The organism is Alloiococcus otitis ATCC 51267 (assembly GCF_000315445.1).
Taxonomy (GTDB): domain Bacteria; phylum Bacillota; class Bacilli; order Lactobacillales; family Carnobacteriaceae_A; genus Alloiococcus; species Alloiococcus otitis.
Genome location: NZ_JH992957.1, coordinates 362304 through 381569, shown reverse-complemented (window position 1 = coordinate 381569; position 19266 = coordinate 362304). Strand labels below are relative to the sequence as shown.

General features: G+C 46.0%; 17 protein-coding genes. 5 read left to right on the top strand and 12 right to left on the bottom strand.

Going from position 1 to position 19266, the window contains the following annotated elements:
- Positions 1–131: 131 nt before the first annotated feature.
- The 6 genes from mutY to hisS all read right to left on the bottom strand — a co-directional run bounded on the left by mutY (position 132) and on the right by hisS (position 7709).
- Entirely contained in the window at positions 132–1319 is a 1188-nt protein-coding gene (gene mutY, locus HMPREF9698_RS01800; protein WP_003776715.1) for an A/G-specific adenine glycosylase, read from the bottom strand.
- Positions 1319–2305, bottom strand: coding sequence for a recombination regulator RecX (gene recX / locus HMPREF9698_RS01795; RefSeq protein ID WP_003776712.1), 987 nt, complete (start codon positions 2303–2305; stop codon positions 1319–1321). The genes mutY and recX overlap by 1 nt, the downstream gene beginning before the upstream one ends.
- Positions 2298–3584, bottom strand: a complete 1287-nt coding sequence (gene hflX / locus HMPREF9698_RS01790; RefSeq protein ID WP_083860968.1) for a GTPase HflX — start codon at positions 3582–3584, stop codon at positions 2298–2300. Before hflX ends, recX begins: the two co-directional genes overlap by 8 nt.
- Positions 3547–4494, bottom strand: coding sequence for a tRNA (adenosine(37)-N6)-dimethylallyltransferase MiaA (gene miaA, locus HMPREF9698_RS01785; RefSeq protein WP_003776707.1), 948 nt, complete (start codon positions 4492–4494; stop codon positions 3547–3549). The genes hflX and miaA overlap by 38 nt, the downstream gene beginning before the upstream one ends.
- Positions 4495–4602: 108 nt before the next feature.
- Positions 4603–6396 carry an aspartate--tRNA ligase gene (gene aspS / locus HMPREF9698_RS01780; RefSeq protein ID WP_003776705.1) on the bottom strand — a complete coding sequence of 598 codons (1794 nt, stop codon included), beginning with the start codon at positions 6394–6396 and terminating at the stop codon, positions 4603–4605.
- Positions 6397–6410: 14 nt separating this feature from the next.
- Entirely contained in the window at positions 6411–7709 is a 1299-nt protein-coding gene (gene hisS, locus HMPREF9698_RS01775; RefSeq protein WP_003776703.1) for a histidine--tRNA ligase, read from the bottom strand.
- Positions 7710–8192: 483 nt separating this feature from the next.
- Here hisS and HMPREF9698_RS01770 point away from each other — a divergent pair, with 483 nt between their 5' ends.
- Positions 8193–9506 carry an N-acetylmuramoyl-L-alanine amidase family protein gene (locus HMPREF9698_RS01770; protein ID WP_003776701.1) on the top strand — a complete coding sequence of 438 codons (1314 nt, stop codon included), beginning with the start codon at positions 8193–8195 and terminating at the stop codon, positions 9504–9506.
- A gap of 51 nt (positions 9507–9557) precedes the next feature.
- Here the strand turns inward: HMPREF9698_RS01770 and dtd are convergent, their stop codons facing one another.
- From dtd to HMPREF9698_RS01745, 5 genes are all read right to left on the bottom strand, one after another.
- A complete protein-coding gene (gene dtd, locus HMPREF9698_RS01765) occupies positions 9558–10010 on the bottom strand; it encodes a D-aminoacyl-tRNA deacylase (protein ID WP_003776700.1) in 453 nt (150 codons plus the stop codon).
- 20 nt (positions 10011–10030) lie between these two features.
- Positions 10031–12241, bottom strand: coding sequence for a RelA/SpoT family protein (locus HMPREF9698_RS01760; protein WP_003776699.1), 2211 nt, complete (start codon positions 12239–12241; stop codon positions 10031–10033).
- Between the two features lie 130 nt (positions 12242–12371).
- Positions 12372–13025 carry a deoxyribose-phosphate aldolase gene (deoC, locus tag HMPREF9698_RS01755; RefSeq protein ID WP_003776697.1) on the bottom strand — a complete coding sequence of 218 codons (654 nt, stop codon included), beginning with the start codon at positions 13023–13025 and terminating at the stop codon, positions 12372–12374.
- A gap of 15 nt (positions 13026–13040) precedes the next feature.
- Positions 13041–14006 carry a 50S ribosomal protein L11 methyltransferase gene (prmA, locus tag HMPREF9698_RS01750; RefSeq protein ID WP_003776695.1) on the bottom strand — a complete coding sequence of 322 codons (966 nt, stop codon included), beginning with the start codon at positions 14004–14006 and terminating at the stop codon, positions 13041–13043.
- Entirely contained in the window at positions 13984–14538 is a 555-nt protein-coding gene (locus tag HMPREF9698_RS01745; RefSeq protein ID WP_003776693.1) for a DUF3013 family protein, read from the bottom strand. The genes prmA and HMPREF9698_RS01745 overlap by 23 nt, the downstream gene beginning before the upstream one ends.
- Positions 14539–14688: 150 nt before the next feature.
- Between HMPREF9698_RS01745 and HMPREF9698_RS01740 the strand changes: the two genes are divergently transcribed.
- Together HMPREF9698_RS01740 and HMPREF9698_RS08360 are read left to right on the top strand one after the other, a co-directional pair.
- Entirely contained in the window at positions 14689–16023 is a 1335-nt protein-coding gene (locus tag HMPREF9698_RS01740; protein WP_003776692.1) for a Y-family DNA polymerase, read from the top strand.
- Between the two features lie 47 nt (positions 16024–16070).
- Positions 16071–16496 carry a YolD-like family protein gene (locus tag HMPREF9698_RS08360; protein ID WP_003776690.1) on the top strand — a complete coding sequence of 142 codons (426 nt, stop codon included), beginning with the start codon at positions 16071–16073 and terminating at the stop codon, positions 16494–16496.
- Positions 16497–16521: 25 nt separating this feature from the next.
- On the opposite strand, the gene HMPREF9698_RS01730 is transcribed toward HMPREF9698_RS08360, so the two are convergent.
- Positions 16522–17253 carry an NAD-dependent protein deacylase gene (locus HMPREF9698_RS01730; RefSeq protein WP_003776689.1) on the bottom strand — a complete coding sequence of 244 codons (732 nt, stop codon included), beginning with the start codon at positions 17251–17253 and terminating at the stop codon, positions 16522–16524.
- A 359-nt stretch (positions 17254–17612) separates the two neighbouring features.
- On the opposite strand from HMPREF9698_RS01730, the gene HMPREF9698_RS01725 reads away from it, so the two are divergent.
- Together HMPREF9698_RS01725 and HMPREF9698_RS01720 are read left to right on the top strand one after the other, a co-directional pair.
- Positions 17613–18293, top strand: a complete 681-nt coding sequence (locus tag HMPREF9698_RS01725) for a response regulator transcription factor (RefSeq protein WP_003776687.1) — start codon at positions 17613–17615, stop codon at positions 18291–18293.
- Positions 18293–19183: a sensor histidine kinase gene (locus tag HMPREF9698_RS01720; protein ID WP_003776685.1), complete on the top strand. Its 891-nt coding sequence runs from the start codon at positions 18293–18295 to the stop codon at positions 19181–19183. Before HMPREF9698_RS01725 ends, HMPREF9698_RS01720 begins: the two co-directional genes overlap by 1 nt.
- Positions 19184–19266: the final 83 nt, after the last annotated feature.

Sequence of the window (19266 nt, the reverse complement as noted above, 5' to 3'; positions counted from 1 at the left end):
TTTTTTTGAACCATAAAAAACCCTTCTAAAGACTGTTATATCAGCCTTCGGAAGGGTTTTGCTTTCAAAAAAGTGTCAAACTCAAGATTATATCATAAAATAGCTTATCTTATAGGGACAATTTGCCTAATTTAAAATAAGGAAGGGTTAAAATAAGTCTCCCAGATCTTCTCCTGGACTTTCGGGAAGGCATAGGCCTCTCTCTGGTCGGGACTCAGCCATTCGCACTGGTCGGGAATGGCTTGGCCAGAATCAACTTGACCTTCCAACAAGTAAATGGACCAGTTGAGATGGCTAAAGGCGTGGCTTACCTGGCCTTGGACTTGCTGGTTAAATTGACTGGGCAAGTGGTAGTGGTCTTTGAAATAGGCTTGGACCTGGTTGACTTGGTCTTGGTCTAAAACTTCCTGCAAAGCTCCCTGCTTGACCTGCCAAGATTCTGGATCCTGGCTAGCTTGCTTTAAGTCCTCCAAATTAATTATGGGAAAGAGCCAGAGGTTAGCTAAGAGGCCCTTAGCTGGCCGTTTTTCGACCAAGTAGTCTCCATCCTTATCCTTGACCAGCAAGGCTAGATAAACCTCTTTTTTTGCCTTCTTGTTCGAACTGGCAACGGGGTAACGGCGCCAGGTATCGTTCAGGTAGGACTGGTCAAATTCCTTGATGGGGGATAATTCTGGATTATAATTCTTGGGAGTTGAAATGGTCGCCCCCAAGTCCATCATGGCCTGGTTGAAGTCACCAGGACGGTCTGGATCTATGATCTCCTTGGTCAAAGCCTCAAAGACTTTGCGGTTTGAAGATTTTTTGACGTCAAGGTCTACTTCAAAGACCCGGGCTAAAACCCGCATTAAGTTGCCATCCACAGCTGGCTCAGCCTGGTCAAAGGCCATGGAAGCGATGGCACCACTGGTGTAGGGGCCGATCCCCTTGAGTTTTTTGATCTCTTTAGGGTCTTTTGGAAAATGACCCCCGTAGTCTTCCATAATTTGCTGGGCAGCTTGTCGCATGTTCCGGGCCCTTGAATAATAACCGAGTCCTTGCCACAGACGGAGGAGGTCATCTTCATTGCTCTCCGCTAAAGATTTGATGTCAGGGTAAGTTTGGATGAATTTTTCATAGTAAGGGATAACGGTGGCCACTTGGGTTTGTTGGAGCATGATTTCTGAAACCCAGATCTTGTAAGGATCCTTGGTCTGCCGCCAAGGTAGGTCTCTCTTTTCTTGGTCGTACCAAGCCAAAAGGGTCTCACGGAAGTCTTGCCTTGTTTGGTCATCCCAGAGGTCAATACCATACTTTTCTTCTAAGTCTTTCCGGTCCACTAGTCTTCTTCGTCCTCCTTATTCTCAAGATACTGGTTGATTAGGTCACTGGAGAAGCCCTTATTGAATAAAAAGGCCTTGATTTTTTGCCTTAGTTCATAACCGCTAGCCTTTTTCCGGTAGCGCTTATAAGCCTTGTCCCCTTGCTTGATTAAGGCCTGGTATTCTTCTTCCTGGTCTAGTTGGGGTTGAACCTCCGCCAAGGCCTGGTCAATCACTTGACTGAGGTAGCCTTTGTTAAATAGGTAGGATTTAACCTTGGCTAGTCGCTGCCTTTGTGATTTGTTCCGGGACTTGTTAAATTGTTTTTCCATCAGCTGGCTGGCATTGTCCACTTGGTCTTGGTAGGGGTATTCAACCATGGCTGTTTCAATGTCCTGGTCTCCTACCCCCTTTTGGACCAGTTCATTTTGAATTAATCGAGGTCCCTTGCGGTTAATCTTAGCTGCCGTTCGGATGTAGGACTTGGCATATTCTAAATCATTAATCAAGGCCTGGTCTTTTAGCTTGGCAATCACTGCCTGGCTATCTTGGCTAAAACCCTTGTCTTCAAGGTCATCTTGGACTTGTTTTTCAGTCCGCAAGGCGTAAGACAGGTAATTTAAGGCCCGGCTGTAGGCCTTGGAAAATTGGTCTTCTTTTTCCAGGTCTTTTTGCAGGGACTGGGAAACCACCATCCCCTTGCGCAAAAAGTGCTTCACCAAACTCCCTTCACTGATGGGGAAGGCATAGTCTCCATCTAGGTAGATATTATAACGGCCCTTTTTCTTTTGGGGCTGGATTTTCGTAATAATTCTTTCCTGGTCTTGGTTTTTTGCTTGGTCATGTAGCTTAGCCTGACTAGTTTCCCCTTTTGGCCCCTGGTCACCTGCCTGGTCTGGCTTATCTTCAGGGTTTCCTCTTGACGGTTTATGGTCCTGGTCTGGGCTCCCCTTTTCTGGGTCAGGCTTTCTGGGGCCTAGCCGGATTAACTTATCCTTATCCATCGACTCCCTCCTCTAATAAAGACTGCCAGTAAGAGTCTTTTTTGGCATAGCCTTCAATTTTATAGGACTGGTTAGTTTTGTCAAATTTTTCCTTCTTAACAATGGTTCCTTGTTGGAGGGCTGAGTAAATATCCCCCCGGCTGGCCGGTAGGTCGACTTGGTAGGTGGCCATAATTTGGTCCATCAAAAAGTTTTCAATACTGGACTTAAGGTAAGTGATATCCTGGTCGTCTAAGGCTGAGATAAGGAGGTTGGGAAAAGCCAAGGGGGTAAAGGCTTGGTCTAGTTTATCCTTTTTATTGTAAACAGTTAGTCTTGGAATATCTTCCATATCCAAATCTTCCAGCAAGGCCACTACTGTGTCTTCTTGACTCACACGGTTGGGGCTAGAAGCATCAACCAAGTGAAGCAAAATATCTGCTTGCCTGCTTTCTTCTAGAGTTGACTTAAAGGACTCAATTAACTGTGTGGGCAAGTCTTTGATAAAGCCGACTGTATCGGTCAAGGTTACTTGCAAGCCACTGGGCAAGGTCAATTGGCGAGTTATAGGGTCTAAGGTGGCAAATAATATATCCTTCTCCAGACTTTGACTACCAGTCAGTTTATTGAGGAGGGTGGACTTGCCGGCATTGGTGTAGCCAATCAGGCCGATTTGGACTATCTGACTTTCCTGGCGCTTTTGCCGGCTTCTCTTGCGATGGTCAGCCAACTTGACGAGTTCCTTTTTGATATCAGAAATCTGCTTCTGGATGTGACGCCGGTCAGTTTCTAACTTCGTCTCACCTGGCCCCCGGGTACCAATCCCCCCACCTAGTCGGGACAAGTTCTCCCCTTGACCGGCTAACCTTGGCAGGAGGTAGTTAAGCTGGGCTAACTCAACCTGGAGCCGGCCCGCCTTGGACTGGGCCCGCATGGCAAAAATGTCTAAAATGACTTGAATTCGGTCTAGAACCTTGACATTGATGAAGTCCTGGATATTGCGGACATGGCTGGGGGATAATTCCTGGTTAAAAATAAGGCAAGTCGCATCTTTAGCTTCCACCAGGTCTTTAATCTCTTTTAACTTCCCCTTGCCCACAAAGGTCTTCTGGTCCAGACTGTCCCGTTTTTGGCTTATCCGTCCCACTACCCGGCCATGAGCATTGTTGACTAAATTTTCAAGTTCGTCTAGGGAGTAGTGGAAGTCATAGTCTGTTTCTTCTTTTTGAACACCGACAATTACGACATCTTCAAATCCTGTTTTACTCAATATAGTCTTCCTCCAAGAAATTTTTAACATCTTTTATTACTTCCTCAAGTTGACCTGGGTCTTGGATTAAGTCATACCACTTGTCAACTGGGGTCCGGTTGTGGAACCAGGTTAGCTGACGTTTGGCATAGTGCCTAGAATTTTGCTTTATGTCACGGATGGCTTCTTCAAAAGTCTGGTCCCCATCTAGGTAGGACAGAACTTCTCTATAGCCGATTCCCCGCCGGCTTTGGGCATCTTCTTTCGTCTTAGCTTTTAGCCATTTTACTTCTTCCAAAAGCCCCTTGTCTACCATTTGGTCCACCCTGGTATTAATCCGGTCATACAATTTAGACCGGTCAGTATTCAGGCCAATGATAAAGGCTTGGTAGAGAGCTGGCCCCTTCTTTTTTTCGTCCTGGAAGCTAGAGAATGTCTCCCCCGTTACATGGTAGACCTCCAATGCCCGGATGGTCCGGACTAAGTTGTTGGGATGGATCTTGGCTGCAGCTTTAGGATCTAGTCGGTTTAAAAGTTGCCAGATGTATTCCCGTCCTTCTTGGTCAGCCAAGTCCTGTAATTTAGCCCGGTATTCGTAGTCAGGCTGGGCATCCTTGCCGTGGCTGACATCATAAATCAAGGATTCAATGTAAAGGCCAGTCCCCCCAACGATAATGGGGAGTCGATTTTTACTTGCAACGGCTTCAATCTTCATCCGGCCCTGGCTTTGAAAATCAGAGACAGAGTAATCTTCTTGGACCTCCAAGATATCCAGGAGGTGGTGGGGAATACCGGCTTTTTCTGATTCAGTCACCTTGCCGGTCCCAATATCCAAGCCCCGGTAGACTTGCATGGAGTCCCCGTTAATGATTTCGCCAGCCAAGTCTTGGGCCAATTCTAGGCTCAACTTGGTCTTCCCAACCCCGGTAGGACCAACTATAACAATAATTTTTTCCTTCATGGTCTCTCCTTTGCATGGCTAAGAAATATAACCTACTTTGAGTCTAGCACTTTTAAGGAAAAGAGACCTGGCAACCAGGTCTCTTTTTGTGTGGTCTGATAGATCCAACTAGTTTTCCTCACTGGACTCTTCCTGGTCAATAGAAGTTACAGATAAGCCTAACTCTTCCAACTGTTTTTCGGATACCGAAGCTGGAGCGTCGGTTAGAGGGTCTTTGGCATTTTTGTTTTTAGGGAAGGCGATAACTTCACGAATATTGGCTTCACCAGCTAAAATCATGACAAGCCGGTCTAAACCAAAGGCAATGCCACCATGAGGAGGGAAGCCGTAGTCTAGGGCATCTAGCAAGAAGCCAAACTGCTTTTGGGCTTCTTCCTGGCTGAAGCCTAAAGCCTTGAGCATGGTTTCTTGCAATTCACGTTCATGGATACGGATAGACCCGCCTCCGATTTCATAACCATTTAAGACAATATCATAGGCATTAGCAGTTACTGATTGGGGGTCATCTGCTAGTTTATCGACATCTTCTTTAACCGGCATGGTGAAGGGGTGGTGGGCTGCCACATAGCGCCCTTCTTCTTCATCGAACTCTAGTAAAGGCCAGTCTACAACCCAAACATAGGCTAGTTGATCCTGGTCGATCAAGCCCAAGTCCTGTCCCAGCTGGAGGCGGAGGGCTCCTAAAGCATCATGGACAACCTTCCATTGGTCAGCGACAAATAGGAGGAGGTCACCAGGCTCTGCCCCCAGTTTTTGGCAAACTTGGTCGCCAATTGGACTGTCGTTAAAGAACTTGGCAATTGGGCCAGCTAAACCATCCTCATTGACCTTCAGCCAAGCCAGCCCCTTAGCCCCATAAACGGCGGTAGTCTCTTGGAGCTTATCGATTTGCTTGCGGGTATAGTGGTTTGCCCCACCCTTGGCATTAATGGCTTTGACTAAACCTCCTGCTTCAATGGCAGAAGCAAAGACCTTAAAGTCACTGTCTTTGACGATACCACTAACATCTTCTAGTTCCAAGCCAAAGCGGATATCCGGTTTATCACTGCCGAACCGGTCCATAGCTTCCGCATAAGTTAGGCGGGGGAAGTCGTCTTTAATCTCTATGCCTTTGACTTCTTTGGTAATCTCCTTCAGCAAGCCTTCAATCAAGTCTTGGATGGATTGGCTATCCATAAAGGAGGTTTCAATATCAACTTGGGTAAATTCCGGTTGGCGGTCCCCACGTAAGTCCTCATCCCGGAAGCAACGGACAATTTGGTAGTAACGTTCCAAGCCAGCCCCCATCAACAATTGCTTGAAGAGTTGGGGCGATTGGGGTAGGGCAAAAAATTTACCATTGTAGATACGGGAAGGCACCAAGTAGTCCCGGGCTCCTTCTGGGGTGGACTTGGTTAAGAAAGGTGTTTCGACATCGATAAAATCATTTCGGTCTAAGTAATTACGGAAAACTTTTTTAACCTGGTGGCGCAAGACTAGGTTTTGGGTCATCTTTTCCCGGCGTAGGTCGAGATAACGGTATTTGAGCCGCAATTCCTCAGATACTGACTTATCATCATTAATTTCAAAGGGTGGGGTCTTGGCCTGGTTTAAAATATGAACTTGACCAGCTTCTATTTCTAGCTTACCGGTTGCCAGGTCTGGGTTGCTAGCCCCTTCCTGGCGGTAGACCACCTTGCCAGTCACTTCAATGACATATTCTTTCCGAATGTCTTCAGCAGTCGCTAGGGCTTCTTTGTTTTCCTCACCATCAAAGACCACCTGAACCAGGCCACTCCGGTCTCTTAAGTCAATAAAGATCTTACCGCCCAGGTCCCGTCTCTTGTGAACCCAACCAAACAGGCTGATTTCTTGATCAATATAATCTTCTGTTACTTTCCCGCAGTAAATTGTTTTGTCCATTCGTCTCTCTCCTTTTATCCTAGTGATGCCAATAGGTCTTGGTAATAGTCGCTTAGGTCCTCTTGGTAAAGCTTGGCCACTTCTATTTCTTTTTCCTTACCGGTCGACAAGCGCTTGACTGTAACCGTTCCCTGTTCGATTTCATGGTCTCCCAGGGTCATGGCCAAGTCAGCCTGGAGCTTGTCAGCTGACTTAAACTGCTTGCCAGGTTTGCGGTCCATAAATTCTCTTTCAACATGTAAGCCTGCCTGACGCAAGACTTGGCTTAGCTTGAGTGCCTGTCGATTGGCAGCTTGGCCGATGGTGACCAAGTAAATATCTAAGTGGTCCTGGTTCGGCAGTTGAATATCAGACTGGTCAATTAACATGACCAAACGTTCCAAACCGACGGCAAAACCAAAGGCTGGGCTTTGTGGACCGCCCACTTCCTCGACCAGCTTGTCATAGCGTCCCCCTGCTGCAATAGTTGTATTAGACCCGAAGTTAGGGTCATCCGTCATAATTTCAAAAATCGTGTCATTGTAATAATCTAGTCCCCGGACCATATTGGAGTCCACCTGGTAGTCAATTCCCAAATCTTCTAAACCTTGCTTGACTTCCTGGAAGTGGTCAAGGGAGGGATCGTCTAAGTAGTCCAGGATGGATGGGGCATCTTGGACGATCTCCTTATCCTTTTGGTCTTTACTGTCTAAGACCCTTAAAGGGTTTTTGTAAAGGCGGTTTTTGGAGTCGGGGCTAAGCTGGTCATAATGGGGTTCTAAAAAGTCAATCAAGGCTTGGCGGTAAGTCTTGCGCGACTGGTTAGATCCTAGGGAATTGATAACCAATTTTAAATTCTTGATTCCAATAGTTTGGAACAAGTCCAAGGCTAGGGCCATGGCTTCCAGGTCCGTGGCAGGGTTTTTGCTTCCAAAAACCTCTACCCCCAATTGGTGGAACTGGCGCATCCGGCCACTTTGGGGTCTTTCATAGCGGAACATAGGACCCATATAGTAGTATTTTTGGGGCTTGTGGTATTCTGGACCATACATTTTATTTTCGACATAGGCCCGGACTACCCCTGCCGTCCCTTCAGGTCGCAGGGCAATATGGCGGTCCCCCTTGTCGTAGAAGTCATACATTTCCTTGCTTACAATATCGCTAGTCTCCCCAACGCCTCGGGCAAAAAGTTCCACGTCTTCAAAAATTGGAACCCTGACTTCTTTGAACCGGTATTTTTGCATCAAATCTTGGGCCAGGGATTCAATATAGTGCCAATTGTCTAACTGGTCAGGAAAGAGGTCACTAGTCCCCTTTTGCTTTTGATATTTCATGCCATCCTCCTCATGCACATTGTTTTCAGTCTGCTTAGTGGCTTTAAATGCAAAGAAAAAATCCTTCCTCAAACATTGACTGTTTAAGAAAGGACGCTCATTTACGTGGTACCACCTTAGTTTAGAAAGTATCGCTACTTTCCCTTATCGTTAACGCCTCAAACGTGGTAGCTTTGCACTACCATTCCTCCAGAGTGTTCAGCCTTACCCCTAATTGGTATTTTACAGCCAAGAATACCATCTCTATAGGCCGGGCAAGTTTCTTGCTCTTTCTTCGGAAGATTATTTGCTTGCTACTAGGATACTAAATATCCCTCAAAGAGTCAAACCTCTTCCCTTGTTTATAGGAGATAGCTTTTACCTCCTTGTAAATTTTAAGATAAGGTCGGTTTACATTCTCCTATCAATTATTTCTCTTTATTGTAGATTCTCTTCCGGCTTGCTATAATTAGGCAATGAATATCCTAAAGGAAGGGTGCCAAGATGACCCAACTTCCCTCTGAATTGCGAAAACGATTACCAAAAAAACGAACCTTTTTAATTATCCTTATTTTTATTTTATGCTTGAGTTTTGCTTCACTTGTGGCTATGGCCCAGGAAAATACTGTTATTGTCGACAGTCAGACTTTAAATATCCGCCAGGGCCCTGGCATGTCCCATGATATTATTGACCAAGCTGAAGTTAATGACCGTTTGCAAGTTATTGACCAAGAAGATGAATGGCTCAAGGTTTCCTTAGACGGTGACCAAGTGGGTTGGGTAGCCAGCTGGTTGGTCCACCAGGCTAGTCTTACTTCTGAAGCCCAAGTCCCTGCTACTGTAACCGGGGAAACGGTCAATGTCAGAAGTCAGGCTTCAACAGATGGTGACATCTTAGGCCAGGTGGAAAAAGGGGACCATGTCAGTGTTGTCCACCAAGAAGGCAACTGGTCCCAGATTGTCTTTGACGACCAAGTGGCCTGGCTGTCTAGCTACTATCTTGACTTTCAAGACCAAGATGAAGACCAAGAAGGAGAAGGTCAAAGACTGGTTCAAGTCAACGATGTGGATGCCAATGTCCGGGCTGAACCTTCTAGCCAATCAGAAAAAATTGGGACAGCCCCAGCCTACCAGACCTATCCCTACCTTGATAGCCAGGAAGGTTGGTACAAGGTCCAATACAGTGAGGATAGGGTGGGCTATATTGCCGACTTTTTAGCAGAGGAGGCAGGCTCAAGTCAGGAGGGTCAAGCTAGTCAAGTTGGTATTGATAACAATATTCCCATCTCTCAAGCTACCATTGTCTTAGATGCTGGCCACGGAGGCAAGGATCCAGGTGCTGTTTCTGGGGACACCTACGAGAAAGACCTGGCCTTGGCCACCGCCTTTAAATTACAAGAACGCCTGGCTTCTGCCGGAGCCGATGTCATTTTAACCCGGTCAGAAGATGAATTTATACCCCTTGAAGATCGGGTTGACCAATCGATCCAGGAATATGCTGATGTCTTTGTCAGCCTCCACTTTGATGCAACTGGGACCCCCAACTCTATGAGTGGGACCACCACTTATTATCATGCCCCAAGTGACCAAGGCCTAGCTGAATCCATTAGTGCTAGCCTAGCTGACCAAGCTAGCCTACCCAACAATGGGGTCCGGACGGCTGACTATTTTGTCTTGCGAAACAATCCAAGACCGGCCGTCCTTCTTGAACTAGGCTATATGGACCATGACAGGGACTTGGAAATTATCCCAACCAGCCAATACCAAGAGGATGTTGCGGAAGCCATCTACCAGGGACTCTTAGACTATTTTGAATAAATTATATACTAAAGACCAGCTGGTTTTGAGCCAGCTGGTCTTTCATGGTGTTTAATATTCTTTGTTCTTACTATCCAGCCAGATGGTGACGGGGCCGTCATTGACTAAACTGACCGCCATATCTGCCCCAAACTGGCCAGTCTCAACTGGGAGACCTTGGTCTTTTAATTTTTGGTTAAATTCTTGGTAGAGTTTTTCGGCATGGTCTGGTTGGCCTGCCCGGACAAAGCTGGGCCGGTTGCCCTTTTTAGTATTGGCATGGAGGGTAAATTGGGAAATAGATAAAATGCTCCCGCCCACCTGGTCAATGGACAGGTTGAGCTTCCCTGCTTCATCTTCAAAAATCCGCATTTGGCTCACCTTGCGAACCAGGTAGTCCACATCTTCTGGCCCATCTTCATCTTCCACACCGACCAAGACTAAAAAGCCTTGGTCAATTTTACCGATAACCTCTTCTTGGATCCGGACACTGGCTTTAGACACTCTTTGAATAAGAACTCGCATCAAATCCTCCTGACTTCTCTTTAATTGGTTACCCGTTTGACAGCGTAGACATCGGGTACCTTTTTCACCTTGCTGACAATAACTTTCAAATCGGCTAAGTTTTGGATTCCGATCACCAACTTGACGGTGGCGATATCTTCAGCATTGACCCGGCCCACTACATTACGTAACTGGATGGAATTGGCATTAGCGACATTTAAAATATCATTGATCAAGCCGTTACGGTTGTAGCCGGTAATCTGCAATTGGGCATTGTAGATTTTATCCTCAACCTTGGCATCTTCCCATTCCACTTCAATCAGGCGACTGGTCTCAGTTTCGCCTTGCTGGATATTTGGGCAGTCCTTGCGGTGGATGGAAACTCCTCGACCACGGGTGATGTAGCCTACAATATCATCACCCGGTACAGGGTTACAGCACTTACTGAGGCGGATGAGGAGGTTGTCCGCTCCTTCGATGACCACCCCATCTTCGTGCCGGATCTTCATTTTTTCTGGCTCTTTGGACATCTCTACTTCATTGGAGTCCACAGCCAGCTTCTGTTCTTCCTCCTCCCTTTCTTTCCTTGCCTCTTGGGTCAAGCGAAGGGCGACGGTAGCTTCTTTCAATTCATTGTAACCAATGGCTGCTAACAGGTCTTCTTCATTGGTGTAGTTATATCGTTCAGCTAACTTACTTAAGTTGTCCTTGGTCATAAAGTCAGCCGGGTCAAAGTCATGCTTGCTGATGGCCTTCTCTAGCAAGTCTCGGCCGAGTTCAATATTTTCTTCTCTTTGCTGGGTCTTGAAGAAACGTTTGATCCGGTTTCTGGCCTTGGATGTGTTGACATAGTTGAGCCAGTCCCGGCTAGGACCAAAGGAATTTGAAGAAGTCAGCATTTCCACAATATCCCCATTTTTTAATTTGTAGTTGAGAGGGACAATCTTGCCATTCACCTTGGCACCGGTTGACTTGTTCCCTACTTCGGTGTGGACATGGTAGGCAAAGTCTAGGGTAGAAGAATTCTTAGGCAGTTCCATAACATCGCCTTTTGGACTAAAGACATAGACCTTGTCTTGGAAGATATCTTCTTTGATGGAATCCATAAAGTCACTGGCATTGTTAGATTCCGTTTGAAGCTCAATAATATCTCTGAACCAAGACAATTGCTTGTTGTCAGAATCTTCCTTTACCTTCTGGGTCTTACCTTCCTTGTAAGCCCAGTGAGCAGCCACCCCGTATTCAGCCACCTCGTGCATTTGCTGGGTCCTAATTTGGACTTCTAGTGGGGTGGCATCTGGTCCAAGGACGGTGGTGTGGAGGGACTGGTACATATTGGCTTTAGGCATGGCGATATAGTCTTTAAACCGGCCAGGCATTGGTTTCCACCGGGTATGGATGGCCCCAAGGACGGCATAACAGTCCTTAATTGAAGGGACGATAACCCGGATGGCTAAGAGATCGTAGATTTCCCCAAATTGTTTCTTTTGGTTTTTCATCTTCCGGTAAATGGAGTAGATGTGTTTGGGCCGGCCGGTAATATTGGCTTCAATGTCCAAGTCATCCACTGATTCTTGGATCAATTCTTGGGCATTTTCAATGTAGCGTTCCCGATCCTCACGCCGGGACTTCATTAAGTGGACAATCCGATAGTATTGCTGGGGGTTAATATAGCGGAGAGCGGTATCTTCTAACTCCCACTTGATCCGGCTAATCCCCAAACGGTCAGCCAAGGGGGCATAGATTTCTAAGGTTTCCCTGGCAATTTCCCTTTGCTTTTCGGGCCGGTGGTATTTCAAGGTCCGCATATTATGCAGACGGTCTGCTAACTTGACTAAGACTACCCGGACATCCTTGGCCATGGCCAGGAGCATTTTCCGGTGGTTTTCGGCCTGGTGTTCTTCTTTGGACTTGAACTTAAACTTACCCAGCTTGCTGACCCCGTCTACCAGGTCAGCTACCTTGGGATTAAACATTTCGGCGATATCATCATAGCTATATAGGGTATCTTCAATGACATCGTGCAAAAAGCCGGTTGCTACGGTCACCGGGTCCATCTTGATTTCGGCTAGGATGGCAGCAACTTGGACTGGGTGGGTAATGTATTCTTCTTGGGACTTTCTCATCTGACCTCGGTGGGCTTCTTCTGCTACGTCATAGGCACGTTTGACAAAGGCAACATGGTCACTGGTCATATAGGTTAAGCAGAGGGCAAAGACTTCTTGGGGGGAGTAATTTTTTTGCACAGCCATTTCTAACACCTTCTAATTAATTCTAGCAATCCATTAAAGAATAAGGACCATGACCCTGGTCACAGTCCTTGTAGTAACTATTATTATAATTTTTTTTAGGTCCCTTTTCAATAAAATAAGGACATTCCAACTAAGATTGGCTGATAATTTCAACCCCGCTGGAAGCACCCAGCCGGCTTGCTCCAGCTTGGACCATATCTTGGGCATCCTCTAAGCTCCGGATACCCCCAGAGGCTTTGACCCCCATGTCGGGTCCCACAGTGGCTCGCATAAGCTTGACATCCTCCACGGTCGCTCCACCGATGGAGAAGCCAGTTGAGGTCTTAACAAAGTCTGCCCCAGCTCGTTTGGCAATTTCGCAGGCTCGGACCTTTTCGTTTTTGTCCAACAAGCAAGCTTCTATGATCACCTTAACCAAGGCCTGACCCTGACAAGCCTTGACCACACCTGCTATGTCATCGTAGACATAGGCAAAGTCTTCGCTTTTTAACCGGCCTATATTAAGAACCATGTCGATTTCGCTGGCTCCATCTTTGATAGCTGCTTGGGCTTCTTGGACCTTAATTTGGCTTGTGTTAGCCCCTAGGGGAAAGCCCACCACGGTACAAACGGCAACACCTGTGTTAGCCAATAAGTCGCTGGCATACTTTACCCATGCTGGGTTAATGCAAACGGATTTAAACTGGTGGTCCTTGGCTTCTAAGCAAAGTTTTTGAATATCTGCTTCACTAGCTTCTGGTTTTAGTAAGGTGTGGTCGATGATTGCTGCTAAGTTTTCTGCCATCTTGATCTCTCCTTTTTAATCATCCTGGCCTGGGTCAGCAAAGGGTTTGCGGGCTAAAATAGCTACCCAGTCGTCCATCTGGTTGACTTGGTCGACAACAAAGCCCCCCGCCTCTAGGCATTGGATGATGTGGTCTTTCTTCTCTTTGATGATGCCGGAGGAAATAAATTTCCCATTCTCTTTTAATACCCGCATGGCTTGGGGGATTAAGGGTCCAATGATCTCAGCTAGGATATTAGCTACCACCAGATCAGCTTCTAAGTCAACTCCTTGGAGGAGGTCGCCAGCTTGAACTGAAATAGTGTTCTGGAAACCGTTAAGGGCAATATTACTTTTAGCTGAAGCAACTGCAATATCATCCAGGTCATAGGCATAGACCTGGCCGGCTTGCATATAGGCACTGGCAATGCTTAAGACCCCAGACCCCGTTCCAACGTCCACCACTGTTTGCCCTTTGCGGACACATTGTTCCAAGAGCTGGAGGGAGAGTTGGGTGGTCTGGTGGGTTCCTGTTCCAAATGCTAGACCCGGATCCAAGCTAATGGTGATCTCCCGGCCATCTTGGGCTTGGTAGTCTTCCCACTTGGGAACAATGGTTATAAAGTGGCTGATTGCCACCGGGTGGTAGTATTTTTTCCAGGTATCCGCCCAGTCTTCATCATTGACCTGAGCGTAGTGCACCTGATAGTTTTCCACCTCTAAGTCAAAGTCCTTCAGTTTGTCCACCCGGTCTTTTATCTCTTGCTTGAGGCGGTCTAGTCGGTCTTCTTGGTGGAAGTAGCCCTTGATGACTACCTGGCCTTCGGGAAATTTGGACTCATCTAAGGCCCACAAGCCGTCAAAACCATACTCGGGTAGGTTGGCAAAGTCTTGGCGGTCATTGATGGACAGGCCAGATGACCCTAGATCCAACAAAATATTGGAAACGGCATCGGCTGCCTCACGGTTAATCCATACGCTAAATTCGTTCCACTCCGTCATTTTGCTTCCCTTCAGTAAATGTCTTAATGAGTGATTCATGTTTTTCAAAGTCCATAAATAACTTGTCCTGGCCGAAGCGGTCGAGACTTTTAGCTGTCTCAAGAGCCTGGTCTAAGTTGTGCTGGTCCCAGTTCAAATTAAAGTCATGGCGCTGGCTGTCTTGGACAAAGTCTTGTAGGTCTGTTTTCCCAGCTGACAGGACTCGGTTCAAATGTTTCAAGGTCACATCCACCTGACCCCGGTCTATGCCCAAAGTGTTGTCAAAGGGAATGGCCCGTAAGTAATTGCCAGGCTGGATGTCCGATTGGATGGGGTCATAAAAGGCAATAACATCTTCAAACTGTAGGTAATTGGTATTAAGGGTGGTCCCAAATTGATCTTGGATTCCCGGGGCTTTATCCTCTAAATCAATGCGGAAGCTAACCAAAACTTCCACTGTTTGCCGGTTGGAATTGTTTTGGACCTTCCACTGGAAAAAGGGGTTCAAATCACGCAACCCATGACCAATATATGCTGCTAAATCTTGCTTCACAAAGTAACCTCCTATAAAAGCATCAGTGTTAGGTCTTATTTTACCACATATCCCAAGGGAGTCCTATAAGGAGATGAAAGACTTGACTATTCGAACGTATGTTCCTATAATACGAATTAAGCAAACGTTAGTTCCCTTTAGGTGGTCTTTATGTATAGAAAACAAGAAGAAATTCATATGAACTATGATAATGAGCCCCGGCAGGACATCCTATGCATTGATGTTAAGAGTTTTTTTGCTAGCGTAGAGGCGGTGGAACGAAATCTGAACCCACTAGATGCCCGGATCTGCGTAGTCAGCCGGCCCAACCGGCAAGGGGGCCTCGTTTTAGCCTCCTCCCCCCTAATCAAGGCAGAATATGGGGTCAAAACAGGCACCCGGGTTTTTGATATCCCCCAAGAGGCAGATATTCAAATTGTCGAGCCGAGGATGGCCCTCTACCTCAAGAAAAACCTAGAGATCCTAAACATCTTTCGCCAGTTTGTTAGCGACCAAGACCTCCACCCCTACAGTATCGATGAATCCTTTTTAAATGTTAGCCACTCCCACCGCCTTTTCGGGACGACTTACCAAATTGCCCGAACCCTCCAGGATAAGATTTGGCAAGAGATGGGTTTGGTAGTCACCGTCGGGATTGGTGACAACCCCCTTTTAGCCAAACTGGCCTTGGACCACCAGGCTAAGAAGAAGGCTATTAGCCACTATATTGCCCACTGGCGCTACCAAGACGTCCCTCATACTGTCTGGAAAATTGAGGACTTGGCTGACTTTTGGGGCATTGGGTCTCGGACCAAGGCCAAGCTCAATAAGTTGGGGATTGAGACTGTCTACGACCTGGCCCAGGCAGACCTGGCCAAGCTCAAAGACCGGTTCGGTATTATCGGCCAGCAACTCTTCTTCCATGCTCACGGGATTGACCGGACCCAGCTTTCCGACCACTACACACCCCAGTCTTCTTCTTACTCCCGAAATCAAATTTTACAAAAAGACTATACCGACCCCTATGAGATTAAAGTAGTCATCCGAGAAATGGGGGAAGAAAACACCATGCGCCTGCGCAAGCACCAACAAACAGCAGGCTTGGTTAAGCTGACGATTGGCTATTCCAGAGACATCTTGGCAGCCGGCTTTAGCCACCAGGTCACCATCGAGGCGACCGATTCGTCCAAAAAATTACAAGACTACCTAGTCCATATTTTTGACCAGTATTATGACTACCAACCAGTCCGGGTGGTCAATGTCACTTTCGGCCAGATTGCTCCCAAGCAAGGGGTCCAACTCAGCTTATTTGAAGATAATCAGGACCAAGTCCGGGAGGAGAAGAAAATGGCCGTCATTGACCATATTAAAAGTCGCTTTGGCAATACCGCTATCCTGCCAGCCAATAGCCTGCTAGACGGTAGCATGGCTATCTACCGGGACAGCTTAGTCGGTGGCCACCGGGCAGGTGACAACCCCAAAAAAACAGAAAGTGAAGGTCACTAGCTTACCGGCTATTCAAATAAGGACCAAGTTTGAAAGGAGGAAGGAAGATGGCCCACCACGACGATGGCAAGGTCTACTACACCCCAGATGAACTGGGCTACCAGGACCGGGGCAAGTTGAAATGGATGGGGATGATGCTGTCAGACCACACCGAAGCCCTCCAGCAAGTCAAAAAAACTGACAAGTCCTTAGCTAGTCAAAAAATTTATGACCAGCAAGACTTGCCAGAAATCAGTCAATATTTATATGAAGCCTTTATCGACCAAAAACCGGTTCGGATCCAGGCCAACACCATCCAAAGGGACCGCCACTACCCTAGCCTCCCCTATCTGGTAAAGGGCTATAAGGATAACTTTATTTACCTAGTCAACCAAGCTGGCCAAAAAAGCAAGTGCCAGCTGGATGACATCCGCCATATTGAATGGATGGACCCCTTAGACTGGTACCAAAAACCTGGATCCCAAGCTCCTTAAAGATAGCAGACTAACAAAGACCCAGTTAGGTCAACTGTTTGAAGACCTTGTTAATATCTTCTTGGATGATTAAACCATCTGTCCGTCTAGGATGGATGGTTGTTTTATTAACTACAGCTAGCTTGTCACCTTGGAAGTAGTCCACCAAGCCAGCTGCTGGATAAACCACCAGTGAGGTCCCGAGTATGACTAATAAGTCAGCCTGGGAAATTTGGTAGATGGCTGCTTGGAGGGTAGATAAATCGAGTTGTTCGCCATATAAGACAATGTCAGGTCGGACAATAGCCCCGTCTTTGGGGCAACGGGGTACCCCCTCCTGGTCTAGCTGGAGGTCTGAATAGGCATAATACTGCTGGCAGTCCAGGCAGTAATTATCTAGGGTTGACCCGTGCAACTTGTAAACCTCCTGGCTACCTGCTTTTTCGTGAAGGCCATCAATGTTTTGGGTCACCACAGCCACCGACTTGCCCCTCTTCTCTAAGTCAGCAATATAGGTGTGGGCATAGTTGGGCTGGGCACCTTCAAAGACCAAGTTCTTAAAATAAAAGTCAAAAAATTCCTTGGGGTGGTTGGCAAAAAAACGGTCTGAAATAATTTCTTCAGCCGGCACACTGTAGTTTAACTCCTGCATGTATAAGCCCTCAGAAGACCGGAAGTCTGGGATGCCACTGGCGGTTGACACCCCTGCCCCACCGAAGAAGACAATACGGTCAGATGAATCGATCATAGCTTGTAATTGTTGGACTTTTTCATCCATTGCTTTACCTCCTAGTTAGCCTCTTGCAGACTAGCTATAGTTTCAGTCAAGTAAAAACTAGTCCTGCAAGAAAGCCCATCTCTTCCTTATTATGATAACATACCCTTTTAAATACAACCAAGCCAAGGGGGAGTCAGCTGATTTTGCAAGTGATTGTATATAGCAACAAAATTATTCCTTTTAAAATAGCATAAATCAGCAGTTAAAATCTGATTTTACTATTTGTTGGTACTAGCAAGTAATTTTCTCGGCAGGAAAAGCAAGACCAGGGCTAGAACATAGGACTTTGAGTCAAAAAGTTATAATAGCCAAGACATAAAGCGTGCTATAATTGGGAAGACTATAGAGGAGGTTCAAGTATGAGAATTATGATCGTTGAGGATGATCAAGTTATCCGCAGACTTTTGGCCAAGCAAATCTTATCTTGGGGCTATGAAATTTTTACTTGTCAAAATTTCACTGATATTAAGCAAGAATTTGACCAGATCAACCCCCATTTAGTCCTGTTGGATATCAATCTCCCCAGTTATAATGGTTATTATTGGTGTCAGGAAATTCGTCAAAGCTCCAAAGTCCCCATTATCTTTATCAGTTCCCGCAGTGATAACATGGACCAAATCATGGCTATGCAAATGGGAGCTGATGACTTTGTCGTTAAGCCTTTTGATATCCCCCTTCTTATCACTAAAATACAAGCGCTTTTGAGACGGACCTATGATTTTCAAATAAACCAGTCAACCCAAGTAATCTTGCATGGGATTAGCTTAAATTTAGGAAAGAGTCAACTTGAAAGCAAGAGTAGTAAGGTGGATTTAACCAAGACCGAATTAGTGATCTTGTACCAGCTCTTTCAAAACCATCCCAACTACCTTAGTCGGGAATCTCTGATGGAAGCTTGCTGGCAAGGAGATGACTACATTGATGAAAATACCCTTTCTGTCAACATATCCCGCTTGCGCAAAAAATTAAAGAAATTGGGGGCAGAGTCTTTTATCCAAACCAAGAAAAATGTGGGCTACCGAATTAAGGAGGAGGGCTAATGGGATCTTTCCTAAAGCGAGAAAGTTTATCATTAAGTATCTTAACTCTTAGTATACTGGTTTTTGGACTCGTTTACTGGCTCCTAAACCTACCCATTTACGGCTTTTTGCTAGCCACTAGCTTAATCATATTCCTAAGCCTAGTCCTTTTCGGGGTCAAATATAGTCAGTATCAAAAGGAGGAAAAACTAAAAAAGGCTTACCAAGAGCTAGACCAAGCCTACAAGCAGTTAAAAAACATTCAATCTCAAGACTATCAAAAGCTAGAAGACTATTTCATTTTGTGGATCCACCAAATCAAAACACCCCTAACAGCAGCCAAACTCCTAGCAAGAGATCAAAAGTTAAGAGAGTTGGACCCCCTCCTTTTAAAAATAGAAAATTATAGCCAATTAGCCATGAGTTTCCTAAAATTAAACAAGCCTGAAACAGACTTAAATATTGCCTGTGTTAGTCTGGATGACCTTATGAAGCCATTGCTAAGAAAGTACTCCAGTCAATTTATCCAGACGAAAACAAAATTAATTTACCAACCTATATTAAAGAAGGTGATCACCGATGCCAATTGGTCTCAATTAATGATTGAGCAAGTCTTGAACAACGCTTTGAAATATGCGGCAGGCACTTCCGTCCATATTTATTTTGAAGACAAAAGTCTCTTTATTGAAGATAGGGGGGTGGGGATCAGTGAAGTAGACTTGCCTAAAATATTTGACAAGGGTTATTCCGGCTTTAATGGCAAATTGAACCAAAAGTCAACTGGCCTGGGCCTCTTTATTGTCCAAAGCATTAGTCGCCGGCTCAACCACCCCATTCAAGTTGAGTCAAACATAGGCCAAGGCAGTCGCTTTCAGATCGAATTCCCAGACCAGCCCCAAGCCAATTTCTAAACTTACAGTTTTGTCAGCTTACTGTTAGATTAGATGAAGGCTGAAAAGACTGGAAGTAGTTATCATAAACTTATCAAAGTTAG

Excerpts from the sequence above, each read along its gene's own strand:
- HMPREF9698_RS01725 (WP_003776687.1), top strand. The coding sequence starts at position 17,613 with ATGAGAATTATGATCGTTGAGGATGATCAAGTTATCCGCAGACTTTTG.
- HMPREF9698_RS01760 (WP_003776699.1), bottom strand. The coding sequence starts at position 12,241 with ATGGCTGTGCAAAAAAATTACTCCCCCCAAGAAGTCTTTGCCCTCTGC.
- HMPREF9698_RS08360 (WP_003776690.1), top strand. The coding sequence starts at position 16,071 with ATGGCCCACCACGACGATGGCAAGGTCTACTACACCCCAGATGAACTG.
- aspS (WP_003776705.1), bottom strand. The coding sequence starts at position 6,396 with ATGGACAAAACAATTTACTGCGGGAAAGTAACAGAAGATTATATTGAT.
- HMPREF9698_RS01730 (WP_003776689.1), bottom strand. The coding sequence starts at position 17,253 with ATGGATGAAAAAGTCCAACAATTACAAGCTATGATCGATTCATCTGAC.
- hflX (WP_083860968.1), bottom strand. The coding sequence starts at position 3,584 with ATGTTAAAAATTTCTTGGAGGAAGACTATATTGAGTAAAACAGGATTT.
- hisS (WP_003776703.1), bottom strand. The coding sequence starts at position 7,709 with ATGAAATATCAAAAGCAAAAGGGGACTAGTGACCTCTTTCCTGACCAG.
- recX (WP_003776712.1), bottom strand. The coding sequence starts at position 2,305 with ATGGATAAGGATAAGTTAATCCGGCTAGGCCCCAGAAAGCCTGACCCA.
- HMPREF9698_RS01720 (WP_003776685.1), top strand. The coding sequence starts at position 18,293 with ATGGGATCTTTCCTAAAGCGAGAAAGTTTATCATTAAGTATCTTAACT.
- HMPREF9698_RS01770 (WP_003776701.1), top strand. The coding sequence starts at position 8,193 with ATGACCCAACTTCCCTCTGAATTGCGAAAACGATTACCAAAAAAACGA.
- HMPREF9698_RS01740 (WP_003776692.1), top strand. The coding sequence starts at position 14,689 with ATGTATAGAAAACAAGAAGAAATTCATATGAACTATGATAATGAGCCC.
- miaA (WP_003776707.1), bottom strand. The coding sequence starts at position 4,494 with ATGAAGGAAAAAATTATTGTTATAGTTGGTCCTACCGGGGTTGGGAAG.
- dtd (WP_003776700.1), bottom strand. The coding sequence starts at position 10,010 with ATGCGAGTTCTTATTCAAAGAGTGTCTAAAGCCAGTGTCCGGATCCAA.
- prmA (WP_003776695.1), bottom strand. The coding sequence starts at position 14,006 with ATGACGGAGTGGAACGAATTTAGCGTATGGATTAACCGTGAGGCAGCC.
- deoC (WP_003776697.1), bottom strand. The coding sequence starts at position 13,025 with ATGGCAGAAAACTTAGCAGCAATCATCGACCACACCTTACTAAAACCA.